13 protein-coding genes are annotated in these 15,909 nt (G+C 70.3%); 2 read left to right on the top strand and 11 right to left on the bottom strand.

From position 1 onward, the window contains the following. Positions 1 to 60: 60 nt before the first annotated feature. The 11 genes from ABN273_RS23375 to pgsA form a co-directional block, all read right to left on the bottom strand. Complete coding sequence (locus tag ABN273_RS23375; protein ID WP_349451084.1) at positions 61 to 1,203, bottom strand: GNAT family N-acetyltransferase; 1,143 nt, start codon at positions 1,201 to 1,203, stop codon at positions 61 to 63. Between the two features lie 11 nt (positions 1,204 to 1,214). Next, positions 1,215 to 2,876, bottom strand: coding sequence for a hypothetical protein (locus ABN273_RS23370; RefSeq protein WP_349451083.1), 1,662 nt, complete (start codon positions 2,874 to 2,876; stop codon positions 1,215 to 1,217). A 157-nt stretch (positions 2,877 to 3,033) separates the two neighbouring features. Continuing rightward, positions 3,034 to 3,783 (bottom strand): YebC/PmpR family DNA-binding transcriptional regulator, encoded by a 750-nt coding sequence (locus ABN273_RS23365; RefSeq protein ID WP_349451082.1) that lies wholly within the window; start codon positions 3,781 to 3,783, stop codon positions 3,034 to 3,036. Positions 3,784 to 3,786: 3 nt separating this feature from the next. Next, positions 3,787 to 4,365, bottom strand: a complete 579-nt coding sequence (gene pdxT / locus ABN273_RS23360) for a pyridoxal 5'-phosphate synthase glutaminase subunit PdxT (RefSeq protein WP_349451081.1) — start codon at positions 4,363 to 4,365, stop codon at positions 3,787 to 3,789. A 146-nt stretch (positions 4,366 to 4,511) separates the two neighbouring features. Beyond that, complete coding sequence (locus tag ABN273_RS23355; protein WP_349451080.1) at positions 4,512 to 6,161, bottom strand: alkaline phosphatase D family protein; 1,650 nt, start codon at positions 6,159 to 6,161, stop codon at positions 4,512 to 4,514. A gap of 266 nt (positions 6,162 to 6,427) precedes the next feature. After that, positions 6,428 to 7,342 (bottom strand): pyridoxal 5'-phosphate synthase lyase subunit PdxS, encoded by a 915-nt coding sequence (pdxS, locus tag ABN273_RS23350; protein WP_349451196.1) that lies wholly within the window; start codon positions 7,340 to 7,342, stop codon positions 6,428 to 6,430. A gap of 129 nt (positions 7,343 to 7,471) precedes the next feature. After that, positions 7,472 to 8,488: a DUF3048 domain-containing protein gene (locus ABN273_RS23345; RefSeq protein WP_349451079.1), complete on the bottom strand. Its 1,017-nt coding sequence runs from the start codon at positions 8,486 to 8,488 to the stop codon at positions 7,472 to 7,474. A 63-nt stretch (positions 8,489 to 8,551) separates the two neighbouring features. Then, positions 8,552 to 9,094, bottom strand: a complete 543-nt coding sequence (locus ABN273_RS23340) for a hypothetical protein (RefSeq protein WP_349451078.1) — start codon at positions 9,092 to 9,094, stop codon at positions 8,552 to 8,554. 37 nt (positions 9,095 to 9,131) lie between these two features. Beyond that, positions 9,132 to 10,262 (bottom strand): glycosyltransferase family 4 protein, encoded by a 1,131-nt coding sequence (locus tag ABN273_RS23335; protein ID WP_349451077.1) that lies wholly within the window; start codon positions 10,260 to 10,262, stop codon positions 9,132 to 9,134. Next, a complete protein-coding gene (locus ABN273_RS23330; protein ID WP_349451076.1) occupies positions 10,259 to 11,167 on the bottom strand; it encodes a phosphatidylinositol mannoside acyltransferase in 909 nt (302 codons plus the stop codon). Before ABN273_RS23330 ends, ABN273_RS23335 begins: the two co-directional genes overlap by 4 nt. Continuing rightward, on the bottom strand, positions 11,157 to 11,786 hold the full coding sequence (pgsA, locus tag ABN273_RS23325) for a phosphatidylinositol phosphate synthase (protein WP_349451075.1): 630 nt from the start codon (positions 11,784 to 11,786) through the stop codon (positions 11,157 to 11,159). Before pgsA ends, ABN273_RS23330 begins: the two co-directional genes overlap by 11 nt. Positions 11,787 to 12,019: 233 nt before the next feature. On the opposite strand from pgsA, the gene ABN273_RS23320 reads away from it, so the two are divergent. After that, positions 12,020 to 14,161: an elongation factor G-like protein EF-G2 gene (locus ABN273_RS23320; protein WP_349451074.1), complete on the top strand. Its 2,142-nt coding sequence runs from the start codon at positions 12,020 to 12,022 to the stop codon at positions 14,159 to 14,161. Between the two features lie 128 nt (positions 14,162 to 14,289). Beyond that, positions 14,290 to 15,876: a glycoside hydrolase family 10-like protein gene (locus ABN273_RS23315; RefSeq protein WP_349451073.1), complete on the top strand. Its 1,587-nt coding sequence runs from the start codon at positions 14,290 to 14,292 to the stop codon at positions 15,874 to 15,876. Positions 15,877 to 15,909 lie beyond the last annotated feature (33 nt).

The following is a 15,909-nucleotide window of genomic DNA, read 5'->3' as shown; positions in this document are numbered from 1 at the left end:
AGCGGTGCCCACGCACCGGGAACCGCCCGTACGCCCGGGGAATCGACCGACCCTGAGCGGTCAGAAGGAGTCCAGCATGTACGGCTTCGCGGCGAAGGCCGTGTCGAGGGCCTCGTCGTACCGTTCGTCGCCGGACATGAGCCCGCTCATCCGCAGCGTGGCCGTCGGGACCCCGGCATACAGCGCCGAGAACGCGTTCACGCTGAGCACGACCCCAGGCTCGGAGACCGCGGTGGCCGCGCAGGACCCGCCCGCGAACTCCAGCCGCCACGTCCCCCCGCCCAGCAACGGGTCCTCCACGGTGACCACGGCGTCGCAGGTCACGTGTGCCGGATAGCCCCGGCGCTCGACCGCGGCGGCCACGTCCAGCACCCTGAACATCCACCGCGCCTGCTTCACCTCCTCCTTGGACCGCTCGCGCAGCAGCCACAGCACCGGGTCGTCCGGGGCCACGGGGGCGACGACGTTGCGCGCGATCGACGACGCGCTGCCCACCATGGACCACAGGGCCCTGGCGGTCTCGCCGGAGCCGGCGACGAGGTTGTCGACCAGGAGGTCGTCGCCGCGCCAGCGGTAGACGACGAAGCCGTCCTCGGCGAGGTAGAGGAAGTCGTCCTCGATCCCCAGCCACAGGCTCCAGGTGCCCTCGTCCCAGGTGACGGGGCCGCTGGAGCGGGCGGCGGCGTGGACGCGGTGGAGCACGGAGACGAGCTCGGCGGCGTCGCCCGGGCCCATCCTGCGCAGCTTGACCTGCCCGGACGGTCTGATCTGGCGCAGCGCCTCGGCGGGGAGCGTCACGTTGTGCTGGGCCCCGGCGTGCTCGTAGCCGACCGAGCGGTAGAGGGGCGTGGTCGCCGGGTAGAGGGCGGAGACCGCGTCGCCGAGCGCGGCGGCCCGTTCGACGACGGCACGCATGAGCCGGGTGCCCAGGCCGCGGCCGCGGTCCTCGGGGTTGATGGTGACCCCCTGGATCCCCGCCATCGGCTGCGGCTTGCCGTGCCACCACTGCGTGAACTGGCGCAGCCGGGCCGCGCCGGCGAGCCTGGAGCCGTCGAACGCGCCCAGGTAGCGGCCCTCGCCGAGCGCCGGGAACACCGCCTGGCGCCACCTGTCGGCGTCGCCCGCGGCCAGCGGGCCGAACGAGCGCTTGCGGATGTCGAGGACGTCGTCCAGATCCTCAGGAGTCAGGTCGCGAATTTCCACGAAAAGACAACTTATGCAGCGGGGGTACGCGGCCGCGAACCATTTGTCGTGATAGCGAGCCTGTCCAGGTAGAGCAGCTGGGCGGCCACGACCGCGATCAGCGCGACGGCGACGACGAGGAGCGGCGTGCCGGCGCCGACGTCCGGGCCGGTGCCGGAGAAGCCGCCGAGCTGGGCCACCTGCGCGACCGGCGCGGTGTACAGGGTGGGCTTCTGGGCCACCAGCAGCGGCCAGAGGAGGTCCTGCGCGTTCACCAGGGCGACGGCCCCGGCGAGGATGCCCGCCATGGGCAGCGACGGGAGGAAGACGCCGCTGAAGAAGTCCTTGTCGGTGCGCTCCGCCAGCCCCTTGCACAGCAGCGTGAGCACCAGCAGGGCGGGGACGCTGACCAGGAGGGGCGGGAAGAGAGCCAGGAAGGAGTCGATGAGGCCCATGTTGCGGGCGTTCTGCCAGTTCGCGACGCCGAGCGGGCCGGGGCCGACGAACAGCCACGGCGCGAACGCCAGCAGCAGCCACTCGCTACCGCGCCCGAGCGGCCGCAGGCCGCCGATGCCGAGCGCGGCCAGGTAGGCGACGCCGACCGAGATGACCGCTCCGGCGATCGCGGGCACCCAGGTGTTCACCTGGGCGCGGAGGGTGCCCGCCGGGGTGTCGGGCGAGGCGAGCACGCCGTCGATCCACGGCCAGGCGCACACGAGGGCGACGGCCACGAAGACGACCAGCGCCGCCACCCCGACGGCCAGGCCGGCGGCGCCGGGCCTGCGCTCGGCCGCCGCCTCTCCCCCGTCTTCCCGCGCGACGCGCGGGGTCAGCGTGATGCTCAGCCGCGAGGCCGCCGCGATGACGGTCGCGATGATGCCCAGCACGCCGAGGATCACCCCTGTGAGCGTCGCAACAGCCGCGCCAGGGCCGAACTGGGCCATTCTGAAGGCGAGGTCGTACTCGAGGCCCGCGAGCGTCTCTGTGGAGCGCTCAGGGCCTCCCCTGGTGAGGGTCAGCCCTATCGAGAAGGCCTGGAGCCCGACGGCGAGCATGGTGATCGCCAGGAGTGCCCCCACCACGAGCATCGCGGGCACCACCCCGCCACCGCGCTGCCCGCCCAGCGCGCCGGATGAGAAGGACCCGGCGCGCAGCGCGGGCAGGAACGCCATGACCGCCAGAGCGCACACCACCCCGAACGTGGCGGCCGCGACGATCAGCCGGAGCGCTCCAGGGGCGCTCGCCGGCTCGCGCAGCCCCTGGGCCAGGCCGGCCAGGCCCGAGGCGTCCGGCATGAGCCCGCGCATCCAGGCCGCCGCCACCCCCACGGGCGAGAACGTCACGACGGCCAGCGACAGCGCGATCCGCCCGGCCCGCCTCGGCCACGTGCCCGCCCGGTCGAGCGCCAGCGCCAGCAGCGGCGCCACCACCACGGCCACCAGCAACGGCACCACGGTCAGCGACAACGTGAACCACAGCGCCCGCCAGACCTCGCCGCGTCTCCCCAGCTCGTGGTAGTTGTCCATCCCCGCGAAGGAGCTTTCCCGAAGGACGCCGCCGCTCTGGAGGCTGAGCCAGATCGTCTGCACGGTCGGCAGGACGAGTGAGATGAGGGTGCCGAACAGCGCCGGCACGGCCAGCAGCCAGCCGAGCGCCCGATGTGGTGCCTGTGTCGTGGTGGTGGGGGGAGTCACGTCGCCCGACCCTACGCTGCCCCGCCCCTTTCGCGCACCCGGAGAGCGCTCCGGAGCCGGCCGGGCCCCGGCCGGAGCCCCTCGTGCGGGCCGGTGAACGGCGCACGCACGAGCAAAGGGCCCGGCGCCGAGCCGAGCCCTCCACCAGCCGGCCGCGCTAGTCCAGCGCCGCCAGCACCTCGTCGGAGACGTCGAAGTTGGCGAAGACGTTCTGCACGTCGTCGCTGTCCTCCAGCGCGTCGATGAGGCGGAAGACCTTCTTGGCCCCCTCCTCGTCCAGCGCCACGCTCATCGTCGGCAGGAAGCTCGACTCCGCCGAGTCGTAGTCGATCCCGGCGTCCTGCAGGGCCTTGCGCACCGGCACGAGGTCACCGGCCTCGCAGACGACCTCGAACGAGTCGCCGATGTCGTTGACCTCCTCGGCGCCCGCGTCGAGCACGGCCATCAGCACGGTGTCCTCGTCGAGCCCGTTCTTGGGGACGATCACGACGCCCTTGCGGTTGAACATGTAGGAGACCGAGCCCGGGTCGGCCAGCGAGCCGCCGTTGCGGGTCAGCGCCACGCGCACCTCGGAGGCGGCGCGGTTGCGGTTGTCGGTGAGGCACTCGATGAGCACCGCGACACCGCCGGGCGCGTAGCCCTCGTACATGATCGTCTGCCAGTCGGCGCCACCGGCCTCGAGGCCGCCGCCGCGTTTGCGGGCGCGCTCGATGTTGTCGTTGGGCACGGAGTTCTTCTTCGCCTTGAAGATGGCGTCGAAGAGGGTGGGGTTGGCGTCCGGGTCAGGGCCACCGGTCCGTGCCGCCACCTCGATGTTCTTGATGAGCTTCGCGAACAGCTTGCCGCGCTTGGCGTCGAGTGCGGCCTTCTTGTGCTTCGTCGTCGCCCATTTGGAGTGGCCGGACATTACCTAGAGCTCCCTCACCATGTCTACGAAGTAACGGTGCACGCGCGTGTCCCCGGTCAGCTCGGGATGGAACGACGTCGCGAGCAACGGCCCTTGACGGACCGCGACGATCCTATCCCCAGGCTCGCACCGGCCCAGCACTTCGACATCGCCGCCGACGGACTCGACCCAGGGCGCGCGGATGAACACCGCGTGCACCCGCCCCCCCGCGAAGTCCAGGTCGGACTCGAACGAGTCGACCTGGCGGCCGAACGCGTTGCGCCTGACCACCATGTCGATGCCGCCGATGGTCTGCTGGCCGGAGATGCCGTCCTCGATCTTGTCGGCCAGCATGATCATGCCGGCGCAGGAGCCGTAGGCGGGCATGCCTTCCTTGATCCGCATCCGCAGCGGCTCCAGCATGTCGAAGGTCTCGGCGAGCTTCCACATGGTGGTCGACTCCCCGCCGGGGACGACCAGACCGTCGACCGCCTCCAGCTCGGCCGGCCTGCGCACGGCGGTCGCCGACGCGCCTGCCTCCTGAAGCATGCGCACATGCTCGCGCACGTCTCCCTGGAGAGCGAGTACACCGATCGTGGGCACAGTCGATCCTTCCGTCCGGGTGCGGGTTCCGACAATTCAACACCAGGATGGCCTGGGATCTTCCTTCAGTGGGCGCGTTCAGCGCCCGCCGCATCCAGCAGAAGAAAAGGGCGGCACCCCTTCGCGGGATGCCGCCCCTGCGGAGATCACGGACGCTCGGTCTCCCAGCGGACCGTGTCCTCCACCGTCATCTCCTGCGCGGCGCGCAGCGCCGGGTCCAGCGGGCGCAGGTACGTCTGCTGCACCCCCGGCACCCGGTCCTCCACGACGAACGTGGCCCGCGTGTACACCTCGGCCCCGGGCGTCTTCACCCGAGGCACCACCTTGAAGTCCGCCGTCAGAAGCTCTCGATCGATCTTGGTCAGCACGTAGCCGCGCTGGTTGTTGTAGAACTTCAGGTGCGGGTTGATCTTCAGGAACGGATGCGTGGCCGGGTCCGAGTCCACGCCGTCGCCGCCGGTCGAGATCGAGGTGGCCACCAGCTCCGACCCCACCGAGGGCCCGGTCGGGTCGTCGTAGTCCAGCTTGAGGTCGCTGGCCCAGTGCGCGTGCACGTCGCCGGTCAGCACGACCGCGTTGCGCACATCCGCGTCCACCCAGCCCTGCGTGATGCGCCGGCGGGAGGCCACGTAGCCGTCCCAGGCGTCCTGGCTGGTGACCTTGGCGGGACCGGCGTTGTTGTCACGCTGGGCGAAGAACACCTGCTGGCCGAGGATGTCCCACTGCGCCCGCGACTTGTGGAAGCCGTCCAGCAGCCACGCCTCCTGCTCCGCCCCCGTGATCGAGCGCGCCGGGTCCACGGAGGCCGGGCAGTCCTTGTATCCGTCGCCGCAGCCCTGGTCGTCGCGGTACTGCCGGGTGTCGAGCATGTGGAACGTGGCCAGCCGCCCCCACCGGATGCGCCGGTAGAGCTGCATGTCGATGCCGCGCGGGATGGAGGTGCGGCGCAGCGGCATGTTCTCGTAGTAGGCGCGGAAGGCGGCCTCGCGCCTGGCCAGGAAGTTCGGCTGCGGGACCTCCGGCTTCTCGGGGATCTCGTCGGCCCAGTTGTTGTCGATCTCGTGGTCGTCCCACACCACCAGCCACGGCGCGGCGGCGTGCGCGGCCTGCAGGTCGGGGTCGGCCTTGTACTGGGCGTGGCGCTGGCGGTAGTTCGCCAGGGTCTCCGTCTCGGGGCCCTCGTGGTCGCGGACGTTGCCGCCGGGGATGTTGTAGGTGTCCTTGGTGTACTCGTACTGGTAGTCGCCCAGGTGCAGGACGATGTCCGGGTGCTCCTCGGCCAGCCTGCGGTACGAGGTGAAGTAGCCGTGCTCGTACTGGGCGCACGAGACGAACGCCATGGCCAGCGGGCTCCCGTACGAGAGGGGGTGCGGGGCGGTGCGGGCGCGCCCGACCGGCGAGACGTACTTGCCCACGCGGAAGCGGTACCAGTAGTCGCGGTCGGAGCTCAGCTGGTCGACCTCGACGTGCACGCTGTGGCCCCATTCAGGAGTGGCCACGCTGACGCCGGAACGGACGACGCGGCGGCACTGCTCGTCGGCGTACACCTGCCACTGCACCGGGAACGGCCGCTGCGGCATGCCGCCGAACCCGTCCTCGGCGAGCGGCTGCTGGGCGAGCCTGGTCCACAGGACGAAGCCCTCGTGGTCGGGGTCTCCGGAGGCGACACCGAGGGTGAAGGGGTCGGTGCTCAGATCGCGGGAGGCGGTGGCGTGCGCGGCGGTGGCGGGGATGGTGACGGCGGCGCCTGCGGCTAACCCGGTGACGAGGAAGTGCCGGCGGTTCAGCTTGCCCATGGTGCTCCTGTGACGCTCGAGGGTGAGGGGGATGACAGGTAGCTTTACTGAGGATCATGACCATTCCGTGAACATCACACAACACGAAAAAGGCGACATCCTTCGTGGATGTCGCCTTTTCCGGCAATTTTCACCGTCGCTCTGTGGTGCTGCACCCTGCCTGCCGTAAGGCAGGCCTCACTGCCTGCGGCGAGCCGCGGAATGCGTCCCGCCGCATGTGATCATGTCACGTGGTAAGGCCGGGTGACCTGCAACGACGCGCCGATTTACCAGCCGCGCTCGGCCAGCCGGTGCGGCTGCGGGATCTCGTCGACGTTGATGCCGACCATGGCCTCGCCCAGGCCGCGCGAGACCTTGGCGATGACGTCGGGGTCGTCGTAGAAGGTGGTGGCCTTGACGATGGCCGCGGCGCGCTTGGCCGGGTCGCCCGACTTGAAGATGCCCGAGCCCACGAACACGCCCTCGGCCCCGAGCTGCATCATCATCGCCGCGTCGGCCGGGGTGGCGATGCCGCCCGCGGTGAACAGCACGACCGGCAGCTTGCCGGTCTTGGCGACCTCCACAACCAGCTCGTACGGGGCCTGCAGCTCCTTGGCGGCGACGTACAGCTCGTCCTCGGGCAGCGAGGTGAGGCGCTTGATCTCGGCGCGGATCGTCCGCATGTGGGTGACGGCGTTGGAGACGTCGCCGGTGCCGGCCTCGCCCTTGGAGCGGATCATCGCCGCGCCCTCGGTGATGCGGCGCATGGCCTCGCCCAGGTTGGTGGCCCCGCACACGAACGGCACGGTGAACTGCCACTTGTCGATGTGGTTGGCGTAGTCGGCGGGGGTCAGCACCTCCGACTCGTCCACGTAATCCACACCGAGCGCCTGCAGGACCTTGGCCTCGACGAAGTGGCCGATGCGGGCCTTGGCCATCACGGGGATCGACACGGCGTTGATGATGCCGTCGATCATGTCGGGGTCGCTCATCCGGGACACGCCGCCCTGCGCACGGATGTCGGCGGGCACGCGCTCGAGGGCCATCACGGCGACCGCGCCGGCGTCCTCAGCGATCTTGGCCTGCTCGGGGGTGACGACGTCCATGATGACGCCGCCCTTGAGCATCTCGGCCATGCCACGCTTGACACGGGCGGTTCCGGTGACGGGGGTGCTTTCAGGCGTGCTGGTGGACACGGTCATCCTCACGGCTCTCACGGCTGGTCGGTAAGTTATCAACCCCATGGTAGGTCCTGAAGGACCCCACCCCCGACATGCCAAGATGTCAGGATTTATCGCCTTACTTGGACGTGTTGTCCGGACAAGAGCGACCTAGGGGATGACGGGCTTGCGGCTGGCGAGCGCCACCCAGACCTGGCCGGGCGCGAAGTTCATCGGCTCGCCGCTCTCGGTGGTGAACGTCGTGCCGTCCTCTTCTGATTCCCGCTCCCAGTTCGCCTTGTACGCCTTGCCGTCGCGCAGCACGATCGCCTTGCCCTTGCCCGTGCTGTGCACGAGCGGCGTGTAGCTGTCGTTCTTGTCGTGGAACTGCGAGCGCTCGGTCTTGGTGTACTGGACGACGATCGTGGGCGCGCCGAGCTGGCCGCCCTCCGCCGCCATGTCCTTCTTGCCGTCCTGCCAGATCAGCCACTGCTTCTTCGCCTCCGACCAGGCGAAGGTGAAGCGCGCCCCGGGCCACTTGACCGTGTACGCCTTCCTCTCCACGCCGCCCTCGGCCGGGGCGTCGCCGAAGGTGAAGCCGATGTCCTTGGCCTTGCTCGCCTTGGGCGCCTTGGCCAGGAGCTGCTTGGTGTTGGCGAACAGGTTGTAGGGGGCGACGCGGCCGGGCTGGCGGAAGAACGCCCCCGGGTTGCGCGTGTCACCCACGTCGAACAGCGACGCCTCGGCCACGAACGGCAGCATCTTGGTCTGCACGCCCGAGTAGGCGAAGGCCGGCTTGCCGAACTGCGGCGTGATGTGCAGGTCGGAGATGCGGGCGCTGCGGACGGGACCCACCTTGGCGGGCAGCTTGGCGGAGAAGATCGCCATGAGCCTCGTCAGACCCGCCTCGACCTGCTCGATGTAGACGATGTCCGCGCTCTTCAGCCCGAGCTGCGGCTTGCCTGCCGCGGTGTTCTCGATCTTCACCGCGAGCACCGGCTTCAGCTCGTCGTACGGCTGGCCGGTGAACGGATGCCCCTTGACCGGCTCCGTGGGCTCCTCGCTGGGCGCCACCGTCGCGGCCTGGGGCGCCTTGCCCGGCGCGGGCTCGTCCGAGGAGCAGGCCGCTACGGGCAGCAGCACGGCCGCGCCGGCCAACGTGACCGTGATCATCCGGGGTAGCCGCACGTGCAACACTCCTTGCTTCAGCCCAGAAAACGGGATGAAGCTTACTGGCTTCCTCAAATCAGGTCATTCAGTTGCCATAGTCGCCGGCGGATTGTCATCAATCTCGAAGAATTGCGGATATTCCGTATGCCCCGCCAGGCGCAGGGTCCTGGCGAGCCAGCGCCGCTGTGCCGTGCGGGTGACCGCCACCGCGTTGTTGTAGAAGCGGCGCGAGTAGACCACCTTGGCCACGGCGGTGTCGAGCTCCTCCAGCAGGTCGCCGCCGCCGGGCGACTCCGACAGCTTCTCCCTGAACCGCTCCTGGTCCACGGCCGCGCGCAGGGCCCGCGACAGGTCGCTCTCGGCGTGCTCGCGCTCCTCGGGCCCCGCCGTCCTGGCCTCGTGCGCGGCGGCGGCCAGCACCAGCGAGGTGGCGGGGTCGAGCAGGCGCGATCCGGCCAGCTCCAGCACCACCGCCCTGCGCCGCATCAGCGCGGCGTCCAGCGACTCCTGGGCCAGCTCGAGCCGGATGTGCAGGCGGTCGAGCCGGCCCGCGCGCCAGGAGATGTAGACGGCCGTGAGCACCACGACGATGCCCACGATCAGCACGATCATGGTCGAGGTCAACGGTCACCCTCCGCGTGCCCGGCAGCGCATCCCAGCGTCACAGGTCTTCCTCCACACGCCCGGCGCCGCTCGTGGTGACCGTCTCGTAGACGCGTACGACGTCCCGCGCCACCGTGGACCAGTCGTACTTCCGCACCGCCACCAGCGCCTCGGCGGCCAGCTTGGCCCGGCGCTCCGGCGCGTCGAGCAGCGCGGCGGCCTCCCGCGCCAGCGAGGCCGCCGCTCCGTTGGCGAACAGCGCGCCCGCCTGCCCGTCGCCGAGCACCTTGCGGAAGGCCGGGATGTCGCTGGCCAGCACCGTCGCCCCGGACGCCATGGCCTCGGCCAGCACGATGCCGAAGCTCTCGCCTCGCGTGTTGGGCGCGCAGAAGACGTCGACCGAGTGGTACGCCCGGATCTTGTCGGCCTCGCTCACCATGCCCAGCACGGTCACCCGGTCATGGAACGGCTTGGGCACCCGCTCGTACACGTCCTTGGCGTCGCCCGGCCCGGCGATCAGCAGCTTCAGCCGGGGCCGCTCGGCCGCCAGCGTCTTGAACGCGTCGAGCAGGATGGGCAGCCCCTTGCGCTCCTCGTCCATCCGGCCCAGGAAGCCGATCGTGGCGCCGTCGGGCCCCCAGCCGTCGAGCGGCTCGGCCTCGGTGTAGCGGGAGACGGTGACGCCGTTCGGGATCAGCACGGCGTCGCCGCCGAACTGCTCGACCAGGCTCTTGCGGGCCGCGTCGGAGACCGCGATGCGGCCCATCAGCTTCTCCAGCGCGCTGCGCAGCAGCGGCTCGGCCACCGCGATGGCCCGCGAGCGCGTGAACGACGCGTGGAACGTGGCCACGATCGGCCCCCTGGCCGCCCAGCACGCCAGCACCCCCAGGCTCGGGATCAGCGGCTCATGGATGTGCAGCACGTCGAACTCTCCCGTGCGCACCCACCGCCGCACCCGCGCGGCCGACAGGAAGCCGAACGACATCCTGGCCACGGACCCGTTGTACGGCACCGGCACCGCCCGGCCCGCGCCCGTCACGTAGGCGGGCAGCTCGTCGTCGTCGGCCGCCGGCGCGATCACCGACACGTCGTGTCCCTGCGCCATCAGGGCCTGGGCCAGGTCGTCGATGTGCTGTTTGACCCCGCCCGGCATGTCCCACGAATAGGGGCACACGATGCCGACTCTCATCGCGAGAGGTCCTCCAGCCAGAGCCGCTGCAACATGTGCCAGTCCTCCGGATGCTCGGAGATGCCCTTCTCGAAGACGTCGGCCAGTGCCTGGGCCACCGCCGCGACCTTCTCCTGCCTGGTGCCCTCGGCCGGGACCGGGATCTCCTCGTGGATGTGGATGCCCCAGTCGTCGCCCACGTTGTAGACGATGGCCGGGAGCAGCGCGGCCCCTGTCTGCACCGCCAGCAGCGGCGGCCCGGCGGGCACCTTCGTGGCCCCGCCGAAGAAGCGCACCTCGATGCCGCCCTTGGTCAGGTCGCGCTCGGCGGGCAGGCACACCACGCCGCCCTTGCGCACCCGGATGGCGAGCTTGGCGAAGTTGTGCCCGTCGCCGCCGGTGAGCGGCAGCACCTCCATGCCGAGCCCCTCGCGGAAGGCCACGTACCGGCGGAACAGCGACTCCGGCTTCAGCCGCTCGGCCACGGTCGCGAACGGATGGCCCACGCCCACCAGCCACGCGCCGGCCTGGTCCCAGTTGCCCATGTGCGGCAGCGCCAGCACCACGCCCCTGCCTGCCGCCACGTTGGAGTGGACGTGCTCGGCGCCGATGACGTGGCTGCGGCGCACGATCTCCTCGACGCTCATCGACGGCAGCCGGAAGATCTCGTGGAAGTAGCGGAAGTACGAGCGCATGCCCGCCCTGCTGAGCTCGCGCAGCTCGCGGCTGCCCGCCTCGAGCCCGGTCACCCTGGCCAGGTTGGACTCCAGCCGCCGTACGGACTTGCCCCGCCTGCTCCAGATCCGGTCGGCCAGGAAGCGGAAGACCGCGGCCGTCGGGCGTTCGGGCAGCAGCGGCACGAGCTTCCAGCCGGCCGCGAAGCCCGCGGCCACGACGCGATCGGCGAAAGACGCGTTATCGCTCATCTCTCCTCGTCTGCTGGTAGACCGCCACCACCCGCTGCACCACGGTGATCAGGCTGGCCGCCGCGAGCAGCCACATCCCCACAGGCAGGACGTACGGCACGCCGAGCCCCGAGAGACAGGCCGCGACCAGCGCCACGACCAGCCGCTCCGGCCGCTCGGCCAGCCCCACGTCGGCCGTCAGCCCGAGCCCCTCCGCCCTGGCCTTGGCGTACGACACCAGGGTGCCCGCGATCAGGCACACCAGCGTCACCGCGGCCATCAGCGTGTCATGCCTGGAGATGAAGTAGAGGATCAGCCCGGCGAAGATGGCCGCGTCGGCCACCCGGTCGAGCGTCGAGTCGAGGAACGCCCCCCAGGTGGAGCCGCCCTTCCCGCCGAGCCGGGCCACCACGCCGTCGAGCAGGTCGAACAGCACGAAGACGGTGATCACGAGGGCGCCCCAGGTCAGCTGTCCCAGGGGGAAGAAGAGCAGGGCCGACACCACCGTGCCGAGGGTGCCGATCGCCGTGACGGCGTTCGGGCCGATCCCGCGGCCGGCGAGGGCTCTGCCCAGCGGGGTGAGTATCCGGGTCATGGCCGGGCGCAGGAGTTTGAGCATCGCCGTCCGATCGTAGGCCATTGAACGCCTGACAACTTTCTTTGCCCCGCCCCCCTTGTGATATCCGCCACACGGGTATTTGGTGAACACACCGCGTCCATGCGGTTTCTGACACCTTCCGCGCGGGTGCGGTCACGGACTGTCGCCTGCCTGAGTGAGCGGAGGAGCGTAGCGACCAGCGATGAGGGAAGGCGGAGGGTCCCGGCGACGGAGCCAGAGCCTCACCTGGTGAGGCCGATGAACAGGAGGCCAACGTGGCAGAACGGAACCCAGGCGGCGCCGCGGGAGCCGCGGGCAGGGCACCCGCGGCCGACAGGGCGGATGCGATACGCAATGTCGTGCTGGTCGGCCACTCAGGAGCGGGTAAGACGACCCTCGTCGAGCAGCTGCTGACCGCGACGGGCACCATCCAGCGCCCGGGACGCGTGGAGGACGGCAACACCGTCAGCGACTTCGACGAGGTTGAGGTGCGGCAGCAGCGGTCGGTCAACCTCGCCGTGGCCCCGCTGGTGTACAACGGCATCAAGGTCAACCTGATCGACACTCCCGGTTACGCCGACTTCGTGGGCGACCTGCGCGCCGGGCTGCGCGCGGCGGACGCCGCGCTGTTCGTGGTGTCGGCCTCCGACGGGATCGACGGGCTCACGCAGATGTTGTGGGAGGAGTGCGCCCAGGTCGGCATGCCGCGGGCGGTGGTGATCACCAAGATCGACCATCAGCGGGCCGACTTCGACGAGGTGCTCGCCACCTGCCAGGACGTCTTCGGCGACGGGGTCGCGCCGCTCTACCTCCCGGTGATCACCAACGGCAACGTCAACGGGCTGATCGGGCTGCTGTCCGAGAAGTTCTACAACTACGCCACGGGCACGCGTACGGAGAAGGAGCCCGGCGCGGAGTACGCGGCGCAGATCGAGGAGCGCCGCGGCGAGCTGATCGAGGGGATCATCCAGGAGAGCGAGGACGAATCGCTCATGGAGCGATACCTCGGCGGCGAGCACCTCGACACCAAGATCCTCGTGGCGGACCTGGAGAAGGCCGTCGCGCGCGGCAGCTTCTACCCGGTGCTGTGCAGCGGGCTCGGCGTCGGCGCGGAGGAGCTGCTGGAGATCGTGACCCAGGGCTTCCCGTCGCCTCTCGAGCATCCCATGCCGGAGATCACCGACCTGTCGGGCAAGCCGGTCAAGTACATCACGTGCGACCCGGACGGCCCGCTCGTGGCCGAGGTCGTCAAGACCACCAGCGACCCGTACGTGGGCCGCATCAGCCTCGTACGCGTCTTCTCCGGCACGCTGCGCCCCGACATGACCGTGCACGTGTCCGGCCACGGGCTGGCCGACCGCGGGCACGAGGACCACGACGTGGACGAGCGCATCGGCACGCTGACCTGCCCGCTGGGCAAGCAGCAGCGCCCGGCGGCCAAGGGCGTCGCGGGCGACATCGTGGCGGTGGCCAAGCTGTCGCGGGCCGAGACGGGCGACACGCTGTCCGACGCCGACCATCCGTTGCTGATGACCTCCTGGGCCATGCCCGACCCGCTGCTGCCGGCGGCGATCAGGGCCAAGTCGAAGGCCGACGAGGACAAGTTGTCGCAGGCCCTCGGCAGGCTGGTGGCCGAGGACCCGACGCTGCGCCTGGAGAACAACGCCGAGACCAAGCAGCTCGTGCTGTGGTGCATGGGCGAGGCCCACACCGACGTGCTGCTCGACCGCCTGGCCAAGCGCTACGGCGTCGAGGTGGAGCGGGTGGAGCTGCGGGTGCCGCTGCGCGAGACGTTCGGCGGCAAGTGCCAGGCGATGGGCCGCAACGTCAAGCAGACCGGCGGCCACGGCCAGTACGCGATCTGCCACCTCGAGGTCGAGCCGCTGCCGTCGGGCGCCGGGTTCGAGTTCGTGGACAAGATCGTCGGCGGCGTGGTGCCGCGGCAGTTCATCCCGTCGGTGGAGAAGGGCGTGCGGGCCCAGATGGAGCGGGGTGTCGTGGCCGGCTACCCGATGGTGGACGTGCGCGTCACCCTGTACGACGGCAAGGCCCACTCCGTCGACTCCTCCGACATGGCCTTCCAGATCGCCGGGCAGCTCGCGCTCAAGGAGGCGGCGTCGAAGGTGCCGACGCTGCTGCTGGAGCCGGTGGACGAGCTGTCGGTGCTGGTGGCCGACGACTACGTGGGGTCGGTGATGTCCGACCTGTCGTCGCGGCGCGGGCGGGTGATCGGCACCGAGCCCGTCGGCACGGGACGCACGCTGGTCAAGGCCGAGGTGCCCGAGCTGGAGATAACGCGGTACGCCATCGATCTGCGATCCATGTCACACGGCACCGGGACGTTCCAGCGGACATTCCTGCGCTACGAGCCGCTGCCGCCGAACCTGGCGAACAAGGTGGCTTCGGGCACCCAGTAACGCGGGCGCGCCGGGAGGGACCTTGTCCCTCCCGGCGCGGTCATGCTCTTTTGTCACAATGACATCACGAGTCGATTTCAATTTTTCGTCCCGAGCATCCCGGAGCAGCTGCCACACTGAATGGCATTATGCGAACTGGACGCCCACTCCTAGCCGCTGCCGCTCTCGCGGTCGTCACGACCGCCGCCGCCTACGTCTTCGCCCCCGGGGCCGGCGAGAGCCCCGCAGCGAGCGAGAAGAAGACGGCCATCGCCGCCGGCCCCGTCGCGGCCTGCAAGGCCGACGCCCGCTATCCCAAGCGCCAGCTGCGTGGGCTGTGGATCGCCACGACCACGAACCTCGACTGGCCCTCCAAGGCCGGGCTCTCGCCCGACCGGCAGCGGGCCGAGTACGTGAAGATCCTGGACGCCGCCGCCAAGCGCAACTTCAACGCGGTCTTCGTCCAGGTGCGGCCCGCCTCCGACGCGCTCTACAAGTCGTCGCTGGAGCCGTGGACGCAGTACCTGACGGGCAAGGCGGGCAAGGACCCCGGCTGGGATCCGATGCCGTTCCTCATCGACGAGGCGCACAAGCGGGGCATGGAGTTCCACGCCTGGTTCAACCCGTACCGCGCCTCCTACGGCGCCGACACCGCCAAGCTGCCCGCCGGCCACCCGGCGCGCAAGCACCCGGACTGGACGGTCAAGTACGGCGGCCGCCTCTACTACAACCCGGGCCTGCCCGCCGTGCGCGACCACGTGGCCAAGGTCGTCACCGACGTGGTGTCCCGGTACGACGTGGACGGGGTGCATTTCGACGACTACTTCTACCCGTACCCGGAGGCGGGGCAGACGTTCGACGACTCGGCGGCGTTCGCGAAGCACGGCGACGGCAAGAAGCTCGCCGCCTGGCGGCGCGACAACGTCGACACGCTCGTCGCCCAGGTGGACAAGGCCGTCCACGCCACCAAGGACTACGTCAAGTTCGGGATCAGCCCCTTCGGCATCTGGCGCAACAAGTCGAACGACTCAAGCGGCTCCGACACTTCGGGCATGTCCGCGTACGACTCGATTTATGCGGACGCGCGCGCCTGGATCAAGTCGGGCACCGTCGACTACGTCCTGCCCCAGCTCTACTGGCCGCGCGGCCACAAGCTGGCCGACTACAACACCCTGGCGGCCTGGTGGGCCGACGAGGTCAAGGGCACGGACGTGCAGCTGTACATCGGCCAGGGGCTCTACCGGGTGGGGGCCAAGGACGACCGCGCCTGGACGAAGCCGGGCGAACTGGCTGCCGAAGTGGGCGTGAACCGGGATCACAAGCAGATCAAGGGTGAGGTCTACTTCAGTGCCAAGAACCTGCTCGCGAACCCCCTCGGCGCGGTGGACCGCGTCGCCAAGGCCTACTACGCCCGTCCCGCCCTGCTGCCCCTGATGAAGGACCGCGGCGGCGCGGCCCCGGCCCCGCCCGCCGGCGTGCAGGCCACCGGCCCCGCCGGGGCGAAGGCCGTCGGCCCTCAGCTGTCGTGGACGCCTTCCCAGGGGGCCCGGGCGTACGCGGTGTACCAGGTGCCGAAGTCGGGCAAGGACTGCCACGGCACGGACGCCCGCGACCTGGTGGCCGTCGTCACCAGCCCGTCGTTCACGGCCACGTCGGAGGGTACCTACCTGGTCACGGCGCTGGACCGGCTGCAGCACGAGAGCAAGGCGGTCAAGGTGAAGGTGGAGGGCGTCTGACGCGGTGACGGCGGCGGGGGGTGCCAAGCCCCG

It is taken from the genome of Nonomuraea sp. B19D2 (assembly GCF_040137845.1).
Classification (GTDB): Bacteria; Actinomycetota; Actinomycetes; order Streptosporangiales; family Streptosporangiaceae; genus Nonomuraea.
This window is presented reverse-complemented; position numbering and strand designations above follow the sequence as displayed.